The 17,853-nt window shown below is 38.3% G+C and carries 11 protein-coding genes; 7 read left to right on the forward strand and 4 right to left on the reverse strand.

What is annotated here, in order from left to right:
* The first annotated feature begins 471 nt into the window (after positions 1-471).
* Complete coding sequence (locus tag IQ274_RS05395; protein WP_163927541.1) at positions 472-1,350, forward strand: polysaccharide deacetylase family protein; 879 nt, start codon at positions 472-474, stop codon at positions 1,348-1,350.
* A 159-nt stretch (positions 1,351-1,509) separates the two neighbouring features.
* On the opposite strand, the gene IQ274_RS05400 is transcribed toward IQ274_RS05395, so the two are convergent.
* Positions 1,510-2,340: a fasciclin domain-containing protein gene (locus tag IQ274_RS05400; RefSeq protein ID WP_163927540.1), complete on the reverse strand. Its 831-nt coding sequence runs from the start codon at positions 2,338-2,340 to the stop codon at positions 1,510-1,512.
* A 346-nt stretch (positions 2,341-2,686) separates the two neighbouring features.
* On the opposite strand from IQ274_RS05400, the gene IQ274_RS05405 reads away from it, so the two are divergent.
* The 4 genes from IQ274_RS05405 (at position 2,687) to IQ274_RS05420 (ending at position 8,270) form a co-directional block, all read left to right on the forward strand.
* Complete coding sequence (locus IQ274_RS05405; protein WP_163927539.1) at positions 2,687-3,478, forward strand: glutathione S-transferase family protein; 792 nt, start codon at positions 2,687-2,689, stop codon at positions 3,476-3,478.
* 144 nt (positions 3,479-3,622) lie between these two features.
* Positions 3,623-5,353, forward strand: a complete 1,731-nt coding sequence (locus tag IQ274_RS05410; protein WP_114081999.1) for a helicase HerA domain-containing protein — start codon at positions 3,623-3,625, stop codon at positions 5,351-5,353.
* Positions 5,354-5,951: 598 nt separating this feature from the next.
* Positions 5,952-6,935 (forward strand): RNA polymerase sigma factor, RpoD/SigA family, encoded by a 984-nt coding sequence (locus tag IQ274_RS05415; RefSeq protein WP_163927538.1) that lies wholly within the window; start codon positions 5,952-5,954, stop codon positions 6,933-6,935.
* 624 nt (positions 6,936-7,559) lie between these two features.
* Positions 7,560-8,270, forward strand: a complete 711-nt coding sequence (locus IQ274_RS05420) for a hypothetical protein (RefSeq protein ID WP_194141642.1) — start codon at positions 7,560-7,562, stop codon at positions 8,268-8,270.
* Between the two features lie 8 nt (positions 8,271-8,278).
* On the opposite strand, the gene cobO is transcribed toward IQ274_RS05420, so the two are convergent.
* The 3 genes from cobO to IQ274_RS05435 all read right to left on the reverse strand — a co-directional run bounded on the left by cobO (position 8,279) and on the right by IQ274_RS05435 (position 11,141).
* Positions 8,279-8,956, reverse strand: coding sequence for a cob(I)yrinic acid a,c-diamide adenosyltransferase (gene cobO / locus IQ274_RS05425; protein ID WP_012410434.1), 678 nt, complete (start codon positions 8,954-8,956; stop codon positions 8,279-8,281).
* A gap of 336 nt (positions 8,957-9,292) precedes the next feature.
* Positions 9,293-9,745, reverse strand: coding sequence for a GFA family protein (locus tag IQ274_RS05430; protein ID WP_194141643.1), 453 nt, complete (start codon positions 9,743-9,745; stop codon positions 9,293-9,295).
* Positions 9,746-9,872: 127 nt separating this feature from the next.
* Complete coding sequence (locus tag IQ274_RS05435) at positions 9,873-11,141, reverse strand: plasmid pRiA4b ORF-3 family protein (protein WP_194141644.1); 1,269 nt, start codon at positions 11,139-11,141, stop codon at positions 9,873-9,875.
* A 188-nt stretch (positions 11,142-11,329) separates the two neighbouring features.
* Here IQ274_RS05435 and IQ274_RS05440 point away from each other — a divergent pair, with 188 nt between their 5' ends.
* Positions 11,330-11,866: a nucleotidyltransferase family protein gene (locus IQ274_RS05440; RefSeq protein WP_194141645.1), complete on the forward strand. Its 537-nt coding sequence runs from the start codon at positions 11,330-11,332 to the stop codon at positions 11,864-11,866.
* A 172-nt stretch (positions 11,867-12,038) separates the two neighbouring features.
* Positions 12,039-17,462 carry an ATP-binding sensor histidine kinase gene (locus IQ274_RS05445; RefSeq protein WP_194141646.1) on the forward strand — a complete coding sequence of 1,808 codons (5,424 nt, stop codon included), beginning with the start codon at positions 12,039-12,041 and terminating at the stop codon, positions 17,460-17,462.
* Positions 17,463-17,853 lie beyond the last annotated feature (391 nt).

Genomic DNA, 17,853 nt, shown 5'->3' on the forward strand with positions numbered 1-17,853 from the left:
CCTTATTTGCAGAACTTTCATCAGCCAATGCTGTTGACTCATCTTGTATAGTAGGGGAGCAAAGAAATTTTTTAACGGGTCTGTACTGTACCGTTATCACTCAAATAAGGTCACACCTTTGTCATAATTTCGTAATAGCTTTGTCAATGTAGTATGTAATATTTAAACTGCATTAAGTATATTCATGTTAACAAGGCAAATTAATTGCCTTTTATAGTTATCTAAATTCCCTTCACATCTCGTAGTCTACGAAAATTAAGGCACAATAAGGCTCTCACCTTCCTGGTAAGGGTTTTGTTTATAGATATTTAGATATCCGTAGAGTAAGGCATTTTTTCGGAGTCAGGGTTAGAGCTAACTTTAAAAGATATTACTAATCATGCTGTAGTTTGCATGACTAGGCTTATAAGAGTATAAAAACTGCCAGAAGTATTGTGAAAAAATTGGTTCTACCCTTGAAGGAGCTATGAAGTGGAGGACAATAAATCATTTTTTGGTGTGCAAAAAATATTAATAGCTTTGCTTGTCTTGAGTACCACCACGATGATGTTTATCAAGTCAAGATCATCTGAGGCCAAAAGTACAGAAAATATAAATGTAAACAAGCTACCAGCCAAAGTTGGGGCCCAACAGCAGATTGAAGAATTAAAAGCAACGATGCTTAAAATTTGGCAGCAACAAGCACAAATAAAGGGTCTTTCCTATGGTGTGCCACCAAGCTTTCAAGGAGCAATAGTTAGTGCGGCGAAACTTAGTCCCCAACAGAAAGTAATTGCTCTCACCTTTGATGATGGGCCATGGCCTGAAAGCACTGCCCAGGTACTAGATATTCTCAAACAAAATCAAATCAAAGGGACATTTTTTGTCATTGGGCAGAATGTGAAAAATTATCCAGGCTTACTGAAGCGAGAAATTGCTGAAGGTCACGTAATTGGTAATCATACTTGGCATCACTGGTATCAGTTTTTGAATCCACAAGCAGCCGCTTATGAAATTGACCATACAGCAGACCAGATTTATCAAGTGACAGGAATTAAAACAAATCTATTTCGACCACCAGGGGGAATCATGCACAATGGAGTGGCTGATTACGCTAGAAATAGCAAATATGCCATCATCCTCTGGTCATCTGACTCTATTGACTACTCACGTCCTGCTGTACCAAAGTTAATTAATAATGTGTTCAGAAGAGCCAAGCCAGGTGGAATTGTGCTGATGCATGATGGTGGTGGTAATCGCTCTAAAACTGTACAAGCTTTACCAGAAATTATTGCCAACTTTCGGAAACAGGGCTATAGCTTTGTTACTATCCCTGAACTTTTAGAAATGCAAGATAGGAGCAAAAGCTGATTACAGAACAAAAGCAAAACCATTAGGTAGGGTTGCCAATTTAGCTCACCGTTATTACAATACAAAAAAACCGTCCAAAATCAACATTGAACGGAATTTTTATGTATTAATACTTTATTTCTACCTAATTCTGTTACTGATTGTACTAATACCTACAAGCTACAAGTCAGGAGGCAAAATTACCTGATCAATTGCGTGGATTACACCGTTGCTGCCGGTGATATCTGCTTGTGTAACCTTAGCATCATTGACAGTTACACCAGTAGAAGGATCAACCTTAACGTTGATTGCGCCACCTTCAAGGCTTTTAACTTCACCAGATTTTAAATCAGTGGACAATACCTTACCAGGTACTACATGGTAAGTTAAAATCTTGAGCAATACTTCCTTGTTAGCTGGGTTTAACAATTCTTGCAAAGCATCTGCTGGCAACTTAGCAAAAGCGGCATCAGTGGGTGCAAAAATAGTTAAGTTATCTTTGCCTTGCAAAGCTCCAGTCAACCCTGCTGCTTTCAAAGCCTTGGTTAAGGTTGTAAAAGAAGCGTTTGACTCTGCCAACGCTAACAGGTTTTTGCCTCGATTGTCACTTGCCCCTGGGCCTGGTGGAGTTGTAGTAGGTTTCTCACCAGGTTGAGTTTGTGGGGTAGTACCTGGTGTGGGGGGTTTTGGTTCAATAGGTGTAGCGCTACCACCACGGTTATAAGGAGGCTCGTTGAAAATACTGGGTCTGGGATTTGTTACACTACCTTTCTGCGCTACTTGTTTGCGCTTGGTATTGCCCTTTTGTGTTTCGGAAGCAGCCTCGGTAGGTGTGTATTGAGCGTTTACTTGAAGGCGTTGACCCTTATTATAGGGAGCTTCGCTGAAAATACTGGGGTTAGGATTTAGTACCTCTTTGGCTTCAGATGGTAAAGTAATGAGAAGGCTTAAACTAGTGAATCCTGCTATGCCTGCCAACGTGGTCAGCAGTTTGCTGTTATTTGTCTTCATAAATTTTGTTTGTCTTTTTGTCCATACATTACATAAAGATTTATAACATTTTGCTATGCACAAAATCTAACCAAAGAGGGAAGTAAAATTTTTCCTCAGAAGAGTTTTTGCTAGCGAGGTAAAATATATAACCTCGGATCAATCTGATCGGTATGAAATATATCTACCACATATTTTATGTAATGAGTATATTTTCTCAGTCACACTGATAAAGAGTTAAAAAGCCTCACTTGGTGTAGCCTCAACTCTAAAAGAGTATGAAGAGCAACTAATGTAAAGAAAAATTACTTTAACTAAAGATACAATTGTAAAGTTTAAGAAGTTGACCAGTTATCAGGTATACGACATGCTGGAATTATACCAATGGGAACTATCTCAATACTCAGAGAAAGTGCGCCTAATTCTAGATTTTAAAGGACTAGATTACCGCAAAATAGAAGTTACGCCTGGGATTGGACAAGTAGAACTGTTCCGGCTGACTGGTCAGAAACAAGTCCCAGTATTAAAGGATCGTAATAAATATATTGCGGATTCTACGGAAATAGCTAAGTATTTAGACTTAGAGTATCCCGATCGCCCCATAATACCCCAAGATCCCAAAAAACGGGGTTTAACTTTATTGATAGAAGAATGGGCGGATGAATCTATAGGCATCAAAGGTAGGAAAGCGCTATTTGCAGCTGTAAGTCAAGATCAAAATTTCCGCAAGTCTTTATTACCCACCTCAACACCAGATATATTTAAAAGTCTGGTTGGAGGAGTACCTACTGACTTACTGACAGTGTTGGGTTTTGGAGTAGGTTATAGTCCAGATGTGATTCAGTCAGCGATCGCATCTTTAAAACAAGACTTGGAAGCGCTAACGTTATTATTGGCAGATAGTCCTTATTTAACTGGAGATGAGCCGACTTTAGCTGACTTAGCAGTGGCTGGCTTATCGATATTACTCAAGTTTCCCCCTGGTCCCTATTTGGATTTACCAGCTTCTATTAGAGGAAAAGGATTGCCAATCTTTTCAGAGAATATAGATTATGAACCATTCTTTACCTGGCGCGATCGCATTTACGCCCAATTCCGTAAACCATTAATTAGTACCACTTCAGCAGGGGGTGCGCCAACTTCGATTCAGATTGATTAGGGAATGGGTATTGGGCATTGGGAATGGGGCATTGGGAATTGGGTATGGGACATGGAGATTAGGGAGATTAGGGAGAATAATTAATAACTAGTGACAAATGACCAATGACTAATGACCAATGACAAATGACAAATGACTAATCAGATGAATTCGGGACAGCCATTAGGTTCGGTTATTCAAGGTTCTCTAACTGAAGGTTTAGAAGTGCGATTGCATCCTGACATTTCTGTGGAAGATATGCGGGTTGGTAAGTTTCTTGTTGTGCAAGGGATGCGATCGCGCTTTTTTTGTATGCTGACAGATGTAGCATTGGGAGCTGCTAATGCCCGAATTATTGCTAATCCCCCCAGTTGGGAAGACACTTTTTTACGGGATGTTTTAGCCGGAAGTGGTACTTATGGTACTATCAACCTCGCACCGATGTTGATGTTCACTCCCGAAGCGGAAGAATCTTTCTCCCCAACAAACGGCAAATCGGCAAATCCCTTTATCCCATCAGTAACGGGTTTAGCTTCCTTTGTGCCACAAACCAGCACGACGATGGAATTGTTGCCTGTTAAAACTATTCCTAGCCACTTTAGTCAAGTTTACGAAGCCAGTGTTGACGACTTTCGCCGCGTGTTTGGTTGGGAAGATGACCCCCAAAGGCGAAATTTTTCCATTGGGAAACCTTTGGATATGGATGTGCCCGTTTGTATCGATTTAAACCGCTTCGTGGAACGGAGTAATGGGGTTTTCGGGAAATCTGGTACTGGTAAATCCTTTCTAACTCGGCTACTTTTAGCTGGCGTTATCCGTAAAAATGCGGCAGTAAATTTGATTTTTGATATGCACTCTGAGTATGGCTGGGAAGCTGTCGCAGAAGGAAAGAACGTCAATACAGTTAAGGGATTAAAGCAACTTTTTCCAAGTAAGGTAGAAGTTTATACCCTTGACCCCGAATCGACAAAACGCCGGGGTGTGCGTGATGCTCAAGAGCTTTATTTGAGTTACGAGCAAATAGAAGTTGAAGATATTAAGTTATGTAGTCGAGATTTAGGACTATCTGACGCAGCCCTAGATAACGCCAATATTCTATATAGTGAGTTTGGCAAGTCTTGGATTGTCCAATTGCTGAACATGACTAACGAAGAAATCGAGATGTTCTGCGACGAGAAGCGGGGACACAAAGGCTCGATTATGGCATTGCAGCGCAAACTCTTGCGGATGGACAGCTTGAAGTATATGCGAGCAGTTTGCCCCCAGAATTACATTAGTAAAATTGTGCAATGTCTGGAATCTGGGAAGAATGTTGTGATAGAATTTGGTTCCCAGTCTAATATGCTCTCTTATATGTTGGTGACGAACATGATCACCCGACGTATCCACGAGCATTACGTCAAAAAAGCAGATAAATTCCTGCAAAGCAAAAACCCTTGCGATCGCCCCACTCCGTTGATGATTACCATTGAAGAGGCACACCGTTTTCTTGACCCGGCTATCGTACAAAGTACTATCTTTGGGACTATTGCCCGTGAGTTGCGGAAGTATTTTGTCACACTTTTGGTAGTTGATCAACGTCCATCAGGCATAGATAATGAAGTTATGTCCCAGATTGGAACTCGCATTACCGCTTTGCTTAATGACGAAAAAGACATTGACGCGATTTTTACGGGTGTATCTGGTGGTAGCGGACTGCGATCGGTACTGGCAAAGTTAGACTCTAAACAACAAGCTTTAATTTTGGGTCATGCCGTACCCATGCCCGTAGTAGTACGTACCCGTCCTTACGACGCAACTTTTTACGAAGAAATTGGTGAGCCAGCGTGGGAAGAAAAACCTGACGCGGAAGTATTCGCAGCTGCTGAACTCGCCAAAGCTGACCTGGGATTTTAAATAGTTATTTGTCATTGGTCATTGGTCATTGGTCATTTGTCCTACCCTACGGGAAGTCACTGATTTAATCTACATCAAGATTAATCCCTTAGCGACCAACTCCCAATTTCCAATTCGTAACATCCCTCCATTCTCACAAGAAATTAAGTTCGGTTATCCGGCTACTTTTTGGCAACAGAAGAGGGGTTTTTGGGGTCACTATAGATATAGTCAGTAATTTCAAGGAAGCCTAAATTTTTTTCCAAACGACCAATTTTGGATTATAATTGAAAGTTTTATCTTAAGATACTTTACTATCTGCCTGATTTATCGTACTATAAAACTAAGTGGAACTCATACCGACTTCGGATTTGCTAGTTACTTTCAGTAACTACCTAAAGTAAGAATTCTCAAAAATAACCAGTGTGCTAATAAGAGATTGAAAATTTAGGGAAGGTAGGGGAACCTATCTTAGGGGCTTAACGTCTTAAAAACGTCTATATCAATTGATAATTGTTTTTAGTAGCTCCTGATATTTCGTGATAGATTTACTACTTTTATCCATCCATTTTAGTAAGAAAACATACATTTTATTTACGGAGTAGAGGACAACGCACCAATGCCTACTGTCAATACCCAAACGGAAAATCTCAACACCAGATTCACGGCTGATATGGTGCGAACCTATCTGCGAGAAATTGGCCGTGTACCACTGCTAACCCGTGAACAAGAGATTGTATATGGGAAGCAGGTTCAACAAATGATGACGCTCATCGATGCCAAAGAGGTTTTGGCAAAGAAACTGCACCGCGAACCGGAGATGTCAGAGTGGGCTGACGTGGTTCAACAATCGGAAACTGAAGTACAACAAACGGTAGCGCAAGGTAAGCGAGCAAAGCAAAAAATGATCGAAGCGAATTTACGCTTAGTCGTTGCTATTGCGAAAAAATATCAAAAGCGAAATATGGAATTTCTGGATTTAATTCAGGAAGGAACACTAGGATTAGAGCGGGGTGTGGAGAAATTTGACCCAATGAGGGGTTATAAGTTCTCGACTTACGCTTACTGGTGGATTCGCCAAGCTATTACCCGTGCGATCGCTCAACAAGGACGTACTATCCGGTTGCCGATCCACATTACCGAAAAACTGAACAAAATCAAGAAAGTACAGCGTGAGTTGGCTCAAAGCTTGGGGCGATCGCCCACTCCAGCTGAAATTGCCAAAGAACTGGAACTAGAACCTGCTCAGATCCGCGAGTACCTGAACATGGCGCGTCAACCAGTTTCTTTGGATGTTAAAGTTGGCGATAACCAGGATACTGAGTTGCAAGAAATGCTCGAAGATGGCGGGCCATCACCAGAGTATTACACCAACCAGGAATTCTTACGCCAAGATTTGAACAACCTACTAGCAGAACTAACCCCGCAACAGCGAGAAGTTTTAGCTCTACGCTTTGGTTTAGAAGATGGTAACGAAATGTCATTGGCGAAAGTGGGTGAGAGATTGAATCTCAGCCGCGAACGTGTCCGCCAGTTAGAGCATCAAGCTTTGGCTCATCTGCGTCGCCGTCGCGCCAATGTCCAAGAATACGTTGCTAGTTAAAGATGGAGACGCGAAATCCCGCGTCTCTAGAGCATGATGAGCCTCCTGAATTCAGGGGGCTATTTTTTTATACTGATAGCCAGGAAAAATATTTGGATCTGAGGCTGTGTTTCTACGGCGACAAATCCGAGAAAATACTATCAGTATTTTTATTTATTAAAAAGTAAAAAACAAGGTACTACGAAATCCATATTGATTGAAAGGATTTAATTTCTGATTAACTTCACCCAACGAGATGAATCTATTGGATGAAAAATAACTCAAACTAATGTTAATTAATGTAAAGTTAATTAACATTAGTTTGTAGTAAAAGGTTTAGTCCTATTTGACGGGCTCAAGCCCTCTCTTCTCTTCTCTTCGAGAGGCTACGCCAACGAGAGGCTACGCCAACGAGACGCTGCGCGAACACTACAAACCTTTAATTGTTTACGCCGCTCTACTTCCCTTAACTGGTGGTAATCTAAGATTGTTGGGCTAGATTAAATAAAAACTTTGGTTTTTGACAGTTTTCTTTTTTGGACAATAGTAATATAAGTCGTTAACAAAGTCTTTGGCAATTAAGACTTGGTTATAGTTTAAGTAAGTTCTAAAGAACTTAGTTGATTTTTTAACAGGAGAAGTAGGGTGCTTAACAACCTTTATCAGTTCTTATCTCCCCGCCAGTGGGGAATTTCCCTAGCGGGCTTAGGCTTACTTCTCGGTTTGGGCTTTATAGGCAAGCAGACTCAAGTCGTATCGGTTACAGATTCTCCATTATCATCGGCTCAGATTCAACAAAAAACCACAACCTCCGAAAACTCCCTTTTGTCGCAGCTCAGAAAAGTTAGAGAGCAGAGAAGTCAGCTGAGAGCATCTGCTGGAGAGAGAGGGATTTTTGTACATCAGAGCGGAAAAACACTCCCTAAAACCACAGCGCTGGTTCCAGATTCTCAGGGAGCTACAAAAGGTGCAGAAGGTTTACCAAAAGTGAATTTTCCTGTCAAGGATGGGGTTTATCTCTATGGTCAATCGCCAAAATCAAACCAGCTTGGTCAAGGTTACATCATATTTCAAAAGCAGCAGGATAAGATAACTGGTGCATTGTATATGCCCCAATCAGAATTTAATTGTTTTCAAGGTACGCTCAACAAGTCAGGAGAGTTGGCGATGACGGTTAATAGTTCGTCAAATGAAGCCAGTACTCCTCGATCAAATCAGGTAGCTGCAAACAGCAAACTACCTAAAGTCAGTGAAGATGAGTTCAGCAGTTATCCTTACTCAGTGGCTCTGCAAGACTTTTATCAATTAAATTCCATCACAGCTAGCGATCGCCGCACGTTGCAAATGTGCAAATAATCGTTAAGTTAATACTCAATTCCTGGTTGCGCTTTCACGCCTTGATCGCGGAAAGGGTGCTTAATTAAGGTCATTTCGGTTACGAGGTCAGCACGCTCAATTAAACCTGCTGGTGCGCCTCTACCTGTGAGAATAACGTGCTTGTTAGCTGGTTTTTGCGCCAAACCCGCCAAAACGTCCTCTAATGGTAAGTAAGCCATTTTGAGAGCGATGTTAATTTCGTCCAACAACACCAGATGAAAGTCTGGGTTGCGAATATATTCTAATGATTTTTCCCAGGCGGCACTAGCTTTGTCAAGATCGCGATCGCGGTCTTGAGTTTCCCAAGTGAAGCCTTCACCCATTGCATGAAATTCTATTTGGTCTTCCCAATAGCTGAAAACCCTTTTTTCTGAAGGTTCCCAGCTTCCCTTGATAAATTGGACGATCGCTACTTTATAGCCGTGACCTAGCGATCGTAACACCATCCCCAAAGCCGCAGTGGTTTTACCTTTACCATTACCAGTATTTACAATAATTAACCCTTTTTCTGGTACAGCTTCTGCTATGCGCTTGTCTTGCACTTCTTTGCGTCGCTGCATTTTTTTGCGGTACTGTTCATCAGTTAGAGATGAAGACATTACCTCATCAATCAAGCGCCCAATTTCTTGATCTTGGTTTAATTCTTGTGGTGTATCGTTTTTCATTAAGCTTGTCTAGAAATAACTGTTAAAAGTGTTGGGAATGAACCAAAATCTTCTTACTTATCCAATTTCACTTAAATCACTTGATTGGAAATGTCTAGTAAGTTTTCATGTGAAATATTAATAGTATGTTAGCTTTATTAATGATTTGCAGACAAGTGGAAATATCTATGATACACAAACTGAACTTATAATTTGAGTTTACTAATACTGATTTAAATAATTTAATATGTTCATTAAAGCATTTTAACAATAAAAATTTATTATTATCTCCTTTGGTAAAATCATGAGTTAGATGCTTTAAGTGTCAGGGGTTATGATGTCTAATATCAGGAGCATTTATGGATGTTGTTGTTTCCATTTTTCCCATAAAGGCTGCGTATCCTCTGGTTGCCCATCATAGTTGAGCAATTGATCTGAAATTATCACCCATGACTGGGCGCTGCGTGTCCAAATGTTACCTACTGGGCGTAACCAACTTGTATCATCTAAGGTTCCAGCTTTGACATTAATAGTATCGGTTTTATAAGTTCGTTCATGGAACAATCGCGTTCCGCAGTCGCCACAGAATAGGTTATTTACTTCACGTCCGCTATCATTTTTCCGAGTCCAAGCTTTCGGTTTTCCCTGAACAATTACAACAGCATCTCGTAGTACTGTAAGAGACATACCAAAGGCACTAGACGATTGTTTTTGACATTCCTTGCAGTGGCATAGATAAAGGGTTAAAGGTTGGGCATGAATTTCATAACGAATCTGTCCACATTGACAACCTCCAGTATATAGAATCACAAGTTTTATCTCCTGACAATTTGTGTTGCTTTATTGTAACTAAAACTATCTCAATCTTAGAGTGGGTTTTAGTAGACACAAACAGAAGACTTGTGAACACAATTCTCTGTGATTCCTTAAATTCTCTTTATCCTTCATCTTCATCTGATTCATCATCCTCACTCCAATACTGTTGAGGGGCATTTCCGTGAACTTCTAAAATTTTTGGTTTTTTGATTTTGTTATCAGGTGGATTAATTGCTTCTAACTGCACATCAAATTTCCAGTTATCACCAAAATCATAAAGATAGGTCATTTTATCACCCGGTTCTAGAGACACATCACCAATCTGCACTTGGTCGGCAAATGGGGGTGTTTCCATATAGGCATGACCGATTTTTATGATGCGACCAAAATGGTCTTTATAACTAAACTCGTACAGGTGATCGTAATCAAAGTCAAAAGCATCAAGAATTGTCTCTGCTAACCAGCTTAATGGTTTTTTGGCTGGTATGGCAATGCGCCGCCAAGCCTTAAAAAGGGACACTTTAAAAATATAAATCCCGTCAGTAAAACCTTGCTTGGGAACAAGTAAATTATGCTCCCATTCTGGAAAAAATGGTTGAAAATGTGACTGCAACTTTCCAAAAGTTACATTGACCTCATCCTGTAATTCTGCTCGTATACCTAGTGGAAATAGTAGTTGCAACATAGCATCACCAAATGGCAAGCGTTGTAAACTAGTAATACGCCATCCTTTGCCATCTGTTGGCTTGCCATGTTTAATAGACAACAATCCAAATAACTCTAATAGGGCAATATTATGCAGACCAGGGTAATAACTAATATCGTGTTGGTGTTCATATTTAGGGAATTTTAAACCTTTATCTGGGACGCGGGGCCATAGTTGAATACATCTAAATACATTCCCAAATGAATCTTGATGTTCACCTAAAATTTCGTTATTTCCCCAAATCAACCAGGCTTCTAATAAATTGAAATAGCGTTCTGTTGGATTGAGGTTTGACCATGATTGCAAAGTTGCTGCGTCTAAAACTAAAATCTGCTTTTTCCCTTGGGATCTAATTTGGGCTATCCCAGAACTGCGTAATAACAGATATAGTCCATTAATGTAAGGGTATGATTTCTGTACGGGGCGTTTGAGTTTAGTTTCTATTGGGTGACTTAACAGAGAATTCAATTCTGATAGTACTTTCAGTGGTAGAAGATTATTAACACTACTAACTTCCACTCCATTCGGTTGTAATAAATCTATCAGAGTTTGAAAATCACGCAAAATTGTACCGGGTTGATTTTCATCAATACTGAGTTCTTGCAGGAGTTGTTGTTGTGACTCTGTTAAGGAAGGTAGTTCAGGATTGAGTGTGCGTTCTAGCCGCGCAAATAAATCTTCCATAAATCAAAATTCTCAATTCACAATTTAACCTTCTGTGTAACCTTGTGTTCTTTATACGATGACTACCGAAATTATTCTAATAAAGCTTGATCCTATAAGTGTCATAGTAGGTCTATCAAGACCGTAAGCTTAATGAGATGTGAATGATAATATTCTCATCTTCTAGTTGACAATCCCAGGAGTTTGATATGAATAGTAACACTCGTCTACAGATGATTTTAGCTGATACACCTATTGATACAGTATTACCTGCGATCGCTCAACTAAATCTACCTAACTGGTGGTTAGCCGGTGGTGCAGTCCGAAACACTGTTTGGTCTTCGATTTTTGGCAATGACTGTGGGTTAGGTATTAAAGATTTTGATATTGCATTCTTTGATATAGAGGGAAATCGTTCTCAAGAACTAGCAGCAAAGGCGACTCTCACAGAACAATTTCCTCATGACGAGTTCGATGTCAAAAATCAAGCCAGTTTTGCTCGTTGGCGGTCTGGTAGCAGACCCTATACTAGTACAGAAGATGCGATCGCAGAGTGGCTGCATACTGCTACTGCTGTCGGAGTTCGACTAAATGCACAAGGTCAATGGCAATTTTTCACTCCCTACGGATTAGATGACCTGTTTGATGGAATTATTAGACCTACACCAGCACATACTCATAATATAGATGCCCACAATAAGGCATCTGGATTCTTGCAGAAGTGTCCTAATCTGCGTTTGGCGTAAAACTTAGAGTAGCTTTTCCGTTACAAGGGAATAATCACGTTTCAATTTATAACCCTTGAATACGGAATCACAATGTTAATAATTTTCTACCACTGGGAATAATTAGAGTAGAACCCCTTTTATGACAAGACGGGGGGTAGTACTAATTTTGTAAGTTTATAGGCAAAAATCAATGCCAAATCGTACTGGATACACAATAAACTCAACTCTCCACGAAGGAATCCAAACAATTATTTATCAAACACAAATGCCAAAGACGCAACAGCGAGTTATCCTCAAGTTGCTTAAAAATCAATATCCTACTCTTGAAGCCTTTACTCGCCTGAAAAATGAGTATCAAATTCAGCAAGGTTTAGACCATCCCAACATAGTGAAATCTATTAGTCTAGAAACCTTTGATAATCGTGTTGGACTGTTGTTAGAAGACTTTGGTGGTCAATCTTTAGCGCAAATTCTTCAGACAGAAAAACTTGACTTAATTAACCATTTAAATATTGCTATTCAACTGACTAAAGCTCTAGATTATTTACATAAACATCAGATTATTCATAAAGATATCAAGCCTAGCAACATAATTGTTAACTCCCAGACAGGTATTGTTAAACTCACTGATTTTGGTATAGCCTCTCGCCTCAATAAGGAAAATCCCCAATTTAATAACCCTAACTGCGTTGAAGGCACACTTGCCTACATGTCGCCTGAACAAACGGGGAGAATGAATCGTATTCTTGATTATCGCACTGACTTTTATTCTCTCGGCGTGACTTTATATGAAATGCTCACCGAGAAAACACCATTTTTTAGTCAAGACCCCTTAGAACTAGTTTATAGCCATATTGCTGTTCAACCGATAAATCCCCAGTTATTAAATCCAACAATTCCTAACGCCATCTCAGAAATTGTGCTGAAGCTGATGGCGAAAAATGCTGAAGACAGATATCAAAGTGCTACAGGATTATTAGCAGACTTAGAGTTATGTCTTAACCAGTTAAAATTTCAGGGTATAATTACTGATTTTGTTCCAGGTCGTTTAGATGTTTTAAGCCAGTTATTAATTCCTCAAAAATTATATGGTCGTGAAAGCCAAGTTAATGAACTGTTAGCTGCATTTGAACGCGTTACATCTGGAACTAGTGAGATGATGCTAGTTTCTGGTTATTCAGGTATTGGTAAATCAGTTTTAGTTAACGAAGTTAATAAACCCATTACTCGCAGACAAGGTTACTTTATTTCTGGTAAATTTGACCAATTAAAACGAAATATACCTTATGCTTCTTTAATTCAAGCTTTTGCTTATTTAATGCGGTATTTACTGACAGAGAATAATGAAAAAATAGAAACCTGGCGTGAAAAAATATTATCAGCTTTAGGAACAAATGGTAAAGTCATTACTGACGTAATTCCAGAAGTAGAATTAATTATTGGTACACAGCCAGACGTTGCCAAAATTGGTGCAACAGAATCACAAAACCGCTTCAATCGAGTTTTTAAAGAATTTATCCAAGTTTTTACCCAAAAAGAACATCCCTTAGTCATATTTTTAGATGATTTGCAATGGGCAGACTCAGCCACATTGAATTTAATCCAACTACTTGTAACTGATAGCGACAGCAAACATCTATTGTTCATTGGTGCATATAGGGATAATGAAGTTAATGCAGCACATCCTTTAATTCAAAAAATAGAAGAAATTAAGGAGATTGGCACAGTTGTTAATAATATTGTGTTGCAACCTTTAAATTTAGATAATGTGACTCAACTAGTTGCAGAAACTTTACAAGAAGCAGATATTAACCCTGATTCTGAATACAGCACTTTTAGCGATAGAATTATCCAACTAGCTGAATTAATTTCTAATAAAACAGGTGGAAATCCATTTTTTCTCACACAACTTATTCAGGCACTTCATCAAGAAAAACTTTTGAAGTTTGACTTTATTAAGGCTCAATGGCAATGGAGTTTAAAAGATATTCAAGCAATTGGAATTACCGACAAAAATGTAGTTGAGCTAGTTGCAAGTCGAGTTGAGAAGCTACCAAAATCTACCCAAGATGTTTTAAAATTAGCAGCTTGTGTAGGTGACAGATTTAGTCTTGATGTTTTATCGATAGTTAATGAAAAATCAGCTTCTTTGACAGCTAATGATTTACACTCAGCTTTGCAAGCGGGATTAATTCTACCTTTAAGTGAAGCTTACCGTATTCCTTTAGTTTTTAATCAAGAAGAAGCGGTTAATTTAAATTTCGACACTTCACGAGTGGGTTACAAGTTCTTGCATGATAGAGTACAACAAGCAGCATATTCGCTGATTCCAGAAGAACTCAAGAAATCTACTCACTCAAAAATTGGACAATTGCTTCTACAAAATATCCCAAAGGAGGAAATAGAAGCTAATATTTTTGATATAGTTAATCAGTTGAATGTAGGTATTCTTAACCTAATAGAACAATCTGATAAAACCGAATTGGCACGATTAAACTTAATTGCAGGGCGAAAAGCTAAAGCTTCTACAGCTTATGACGCTGCACTTAAGTACTTCACAAATGGGATAGAACTTTTAAGTAGAGACTCTTGGCAAACTGAATATACCTTAACTTTATGTTTATATGAAGGAGCCTCAGAAGCAGCCTATCTGGGCGGTAATTTTGAGCAGATGCAGCAATGGGCTGAGGTGGTTCAGCAAGAAGCCAAAATCCTTCTAGATAAAGTGAAAGTCTATGAAGTACAGATTATCGCTTCTATCATTCAAAGCAAACAACTGGAAGCCATTCAGATAGCAGTATCAATTCTAAAATTGTTAGGAATAAGTTTTCCAGATGAACCGACATCAACTGATATTCAGCAGGGGATGGATGATATTGCTGTTTCTTTGAAAGGTAAAGCCATTGCAGATTTAATTAACTTACCATTAATGTCTGATCCGAACAAGATTGCAGCCATGAAAATCTTAATGGGAGTTCTCCCTGCGGCTTTTCAAACTGCTCCTGTAATGATGCCAATTATTGTCTGTAAAATGGTCAATTTGTCCTTAAACTATGGGAATACGGCTGTATCTGGGTATGGTTATAGTCTTTATGGCTTACTTCTTTGTGGAGTTCAAGGAGAAATTAATTCTGGCTATGAATTTGGTAAATTAGCTTCTAGTTTGGTGGCACAATTTAATGCTGAAGAACTCAAAGCTAAGATTCTAACAGTTGTTAGCGCTCATGTTATGCACTGGAAAGAGCATGTTAGGGAGACATTAACATCATCAATGTCTGGATATGCTAGTGGTCTAGAAACCGGAGATTTAGAATATGCTGGTTATTGTGGTTACATTTATCCTTATCATTCCTTTTGGTTGGGTAAGGAACTTTGGGTTTTAGAAAAGGAATTAATAGCTTACTGTGAATCGCTGAAAAAAATCAATCAGCAAGTAGCTTTAACTTGGAATTTAGTATATCTACAAACAGTTTTGAATTTGAAAGGAAATTACGAAAATGTAGATTGTTTAATTGGAGAAGCCTACGATGAGCAAAGTATGCTGCCAATTCATCAGCAAGTAAATGATCTTTACACAATTAATCATTTATTTGTCAATAAACTAATGCTCGCTTACATATTTGGAGAGTATTTTAAAGCTGTAGAAAATGCTGCGATCGCAGAAAAATCTTTAGGTGGTGTTACAGGATTGTTTGTTGTTCCACTGTTCTATTTCTACGATTCTTTAGCACACTTGGCTATATACCATACTGCTAAAGAGTCGGAGAGGCAAGCTATTCTAGAAAAAGTCCAAGCTAATCAGCAAAAAATGGAACTCTGGGCTACTCATGCTCCGACGAATCACTTACATAGATTTTATCTCGTGGAGGCAGAACGGTGTCGGATTTTAGGCCAAAAGCTGGAAGCAATGGACTACTATGAAAATTCTATTGCCAAATCTCAAGAGAATGGTTTTCTTCAAGAAGAAGCTTTAGCTTATGAGTTAGCAGGAAAATTTTATCAATCTCTAGGTAAAGAGTTAATTCATCAAACCTATATAACTAAAGCTTATTATGCTTGTATTCGTTGGGGTGCGATCGCTAAAGTTAAATACTTGGAATCAAAATATACTTTTCTAGTAGGACAAACTACTACTGTAGAAACTACTACTTCCAAAATAGATACAATTCACCTCACCACTACCACAACTACTAATAGTAGTAGCTTAAGCGATTTTTTAGACTTTAATACATTCATCAAGTTTTCGCAAGCGATTACCAATGAAATTGTTTTAGAGAATTTGTTGAGCAAGCTCATCAAAATTTTATTAGAAAATGCTGCCGCACAAAAAGCAGTACTACTCCTACTTAAAGATAATCAACTATATATCGAAGCTTCTGGAAATGCTACCGTCAATGTAGTGACAGTTTTACCCTCTATTACTGTTGAAAACTATCAGGATTTACCGCTCTCTGTGATTAATTACGTTTTTCGCACTCAGCAATATCTTGTGTTGAATGATGCAATAACTACAGAACCGTTTAACCTTGATATTTATATTCAGAAATATAAAATAAAATCAATTTTTTGCTTGCCAATAATTTACCAATCACAGCTTACAGGGATTATTTATTTAGAAAATCACTTGTCATCAGGTGCTTTTGTTCCAGAAAGAATAGAAATATTAAAAGTCTTGGTTTCTCAAATGGCTATTGCCATACAAAATGCCCGTTTGTACACAAGAGAACAAGACAAATCTAGAGAATTAGAACAGTCAATCAAAGATTTACAAGAGGCACAACTACAACTTATTCAAAGTGAAAAAATGTCTTCTTTGGGAAATTTGGTTGCAGGTGTAGCACATGAAATCAACAATCCAGTTGGGTTTATTACAGGTAGTATTGCCCAAGCAAAAGATACTGTTAATGATTTAATAGGCTATCTGCAACTATACCGAGAAAAGTTCCCGAATCCTGGTGCTGAGATTGAAGAAAAAGCCGAAGAAATAGATATAAATTTTCTACTAGAAGATTTACCCAAAATGATTGATGGTATGACGGTAGGAACACAGCGCATTCGCAATATTAGTACTTCTCTCCGTACTTTTTCACGCGCTGATACTACCTCTAAAGTATTAGCTAATATCCACGAAGGTATTGATAGTACTTTGTTGATTTTACAGCATCGTTTGAAAGCCGATCATAACCGTCCAGCGATTCAAGTCATTAAGGAGTATGGAAATATTCCATTAGTGAAATGTTATTTAGGACAATTGAATCAGGTATTTATGAATATTATTGCAAATGCAATTGATGCTTTAGAAGAAGCAAATATCGGCCGTAGTTTTATGGAAGTTCAAGAAAGCTATCCAAATATTATTACTATTTTAACTAAGATAGAAGAGAATAATAATCTGATAATTAAGATTCAAGATAACGCTAAAGGAATGTCAGAAGAAGTTAAAGCTTGTATCTTTGAAAATCTATTTACAACCAAATGCGTAGGAAAAGGTACAGGATTAGGATTATCTATTAGTCGCCAAATTATAATAGAAAATCATGGTGGAAGTTTGATTTGTGAATCAGTTTTGGGACAAGGAACAAAATTTATAATTTCTATTCCCGTTCTGGGATAATAATCTCTCATGATAGAGATAGATTAGCAAAGCTATAGCAACTGATACTCGAATTATTTGATAATTCGGGTATTTTGTTTGTCAGGAATAATTCATTACATCCTATTTTTAAAGCTTGCTAAAGTAAAGATTATTTTGCTGTTAAAAACTATGCGGATGGTAACATTATTACTTAACCAAATCAATATAAAATTGGTCTAATTTGGCACTTAAAACTTTACGTAATGCCTGCTATCATAATAACTAATTGTATACATCAAATCTTGTACTATCTTTCTCATTTACTAACTGATATAAAAATAAACTCTAACTAAATATACAAGAACTTTAGTCTAGTTTTTATCAGCTAAAATATCAGTCGTAAATTGAGTTGAGAAGAAGTTATAAGATG

The sequence above is a fragment of the Nostoc sp. LEGE 12447 genome (genome assembly GCF_015206985.1).
GTDB lineage: Bacteria > Cyanobacteriota > Cyanobacteriia > Cyanobacteriales > Nostocaceae > Nostoc.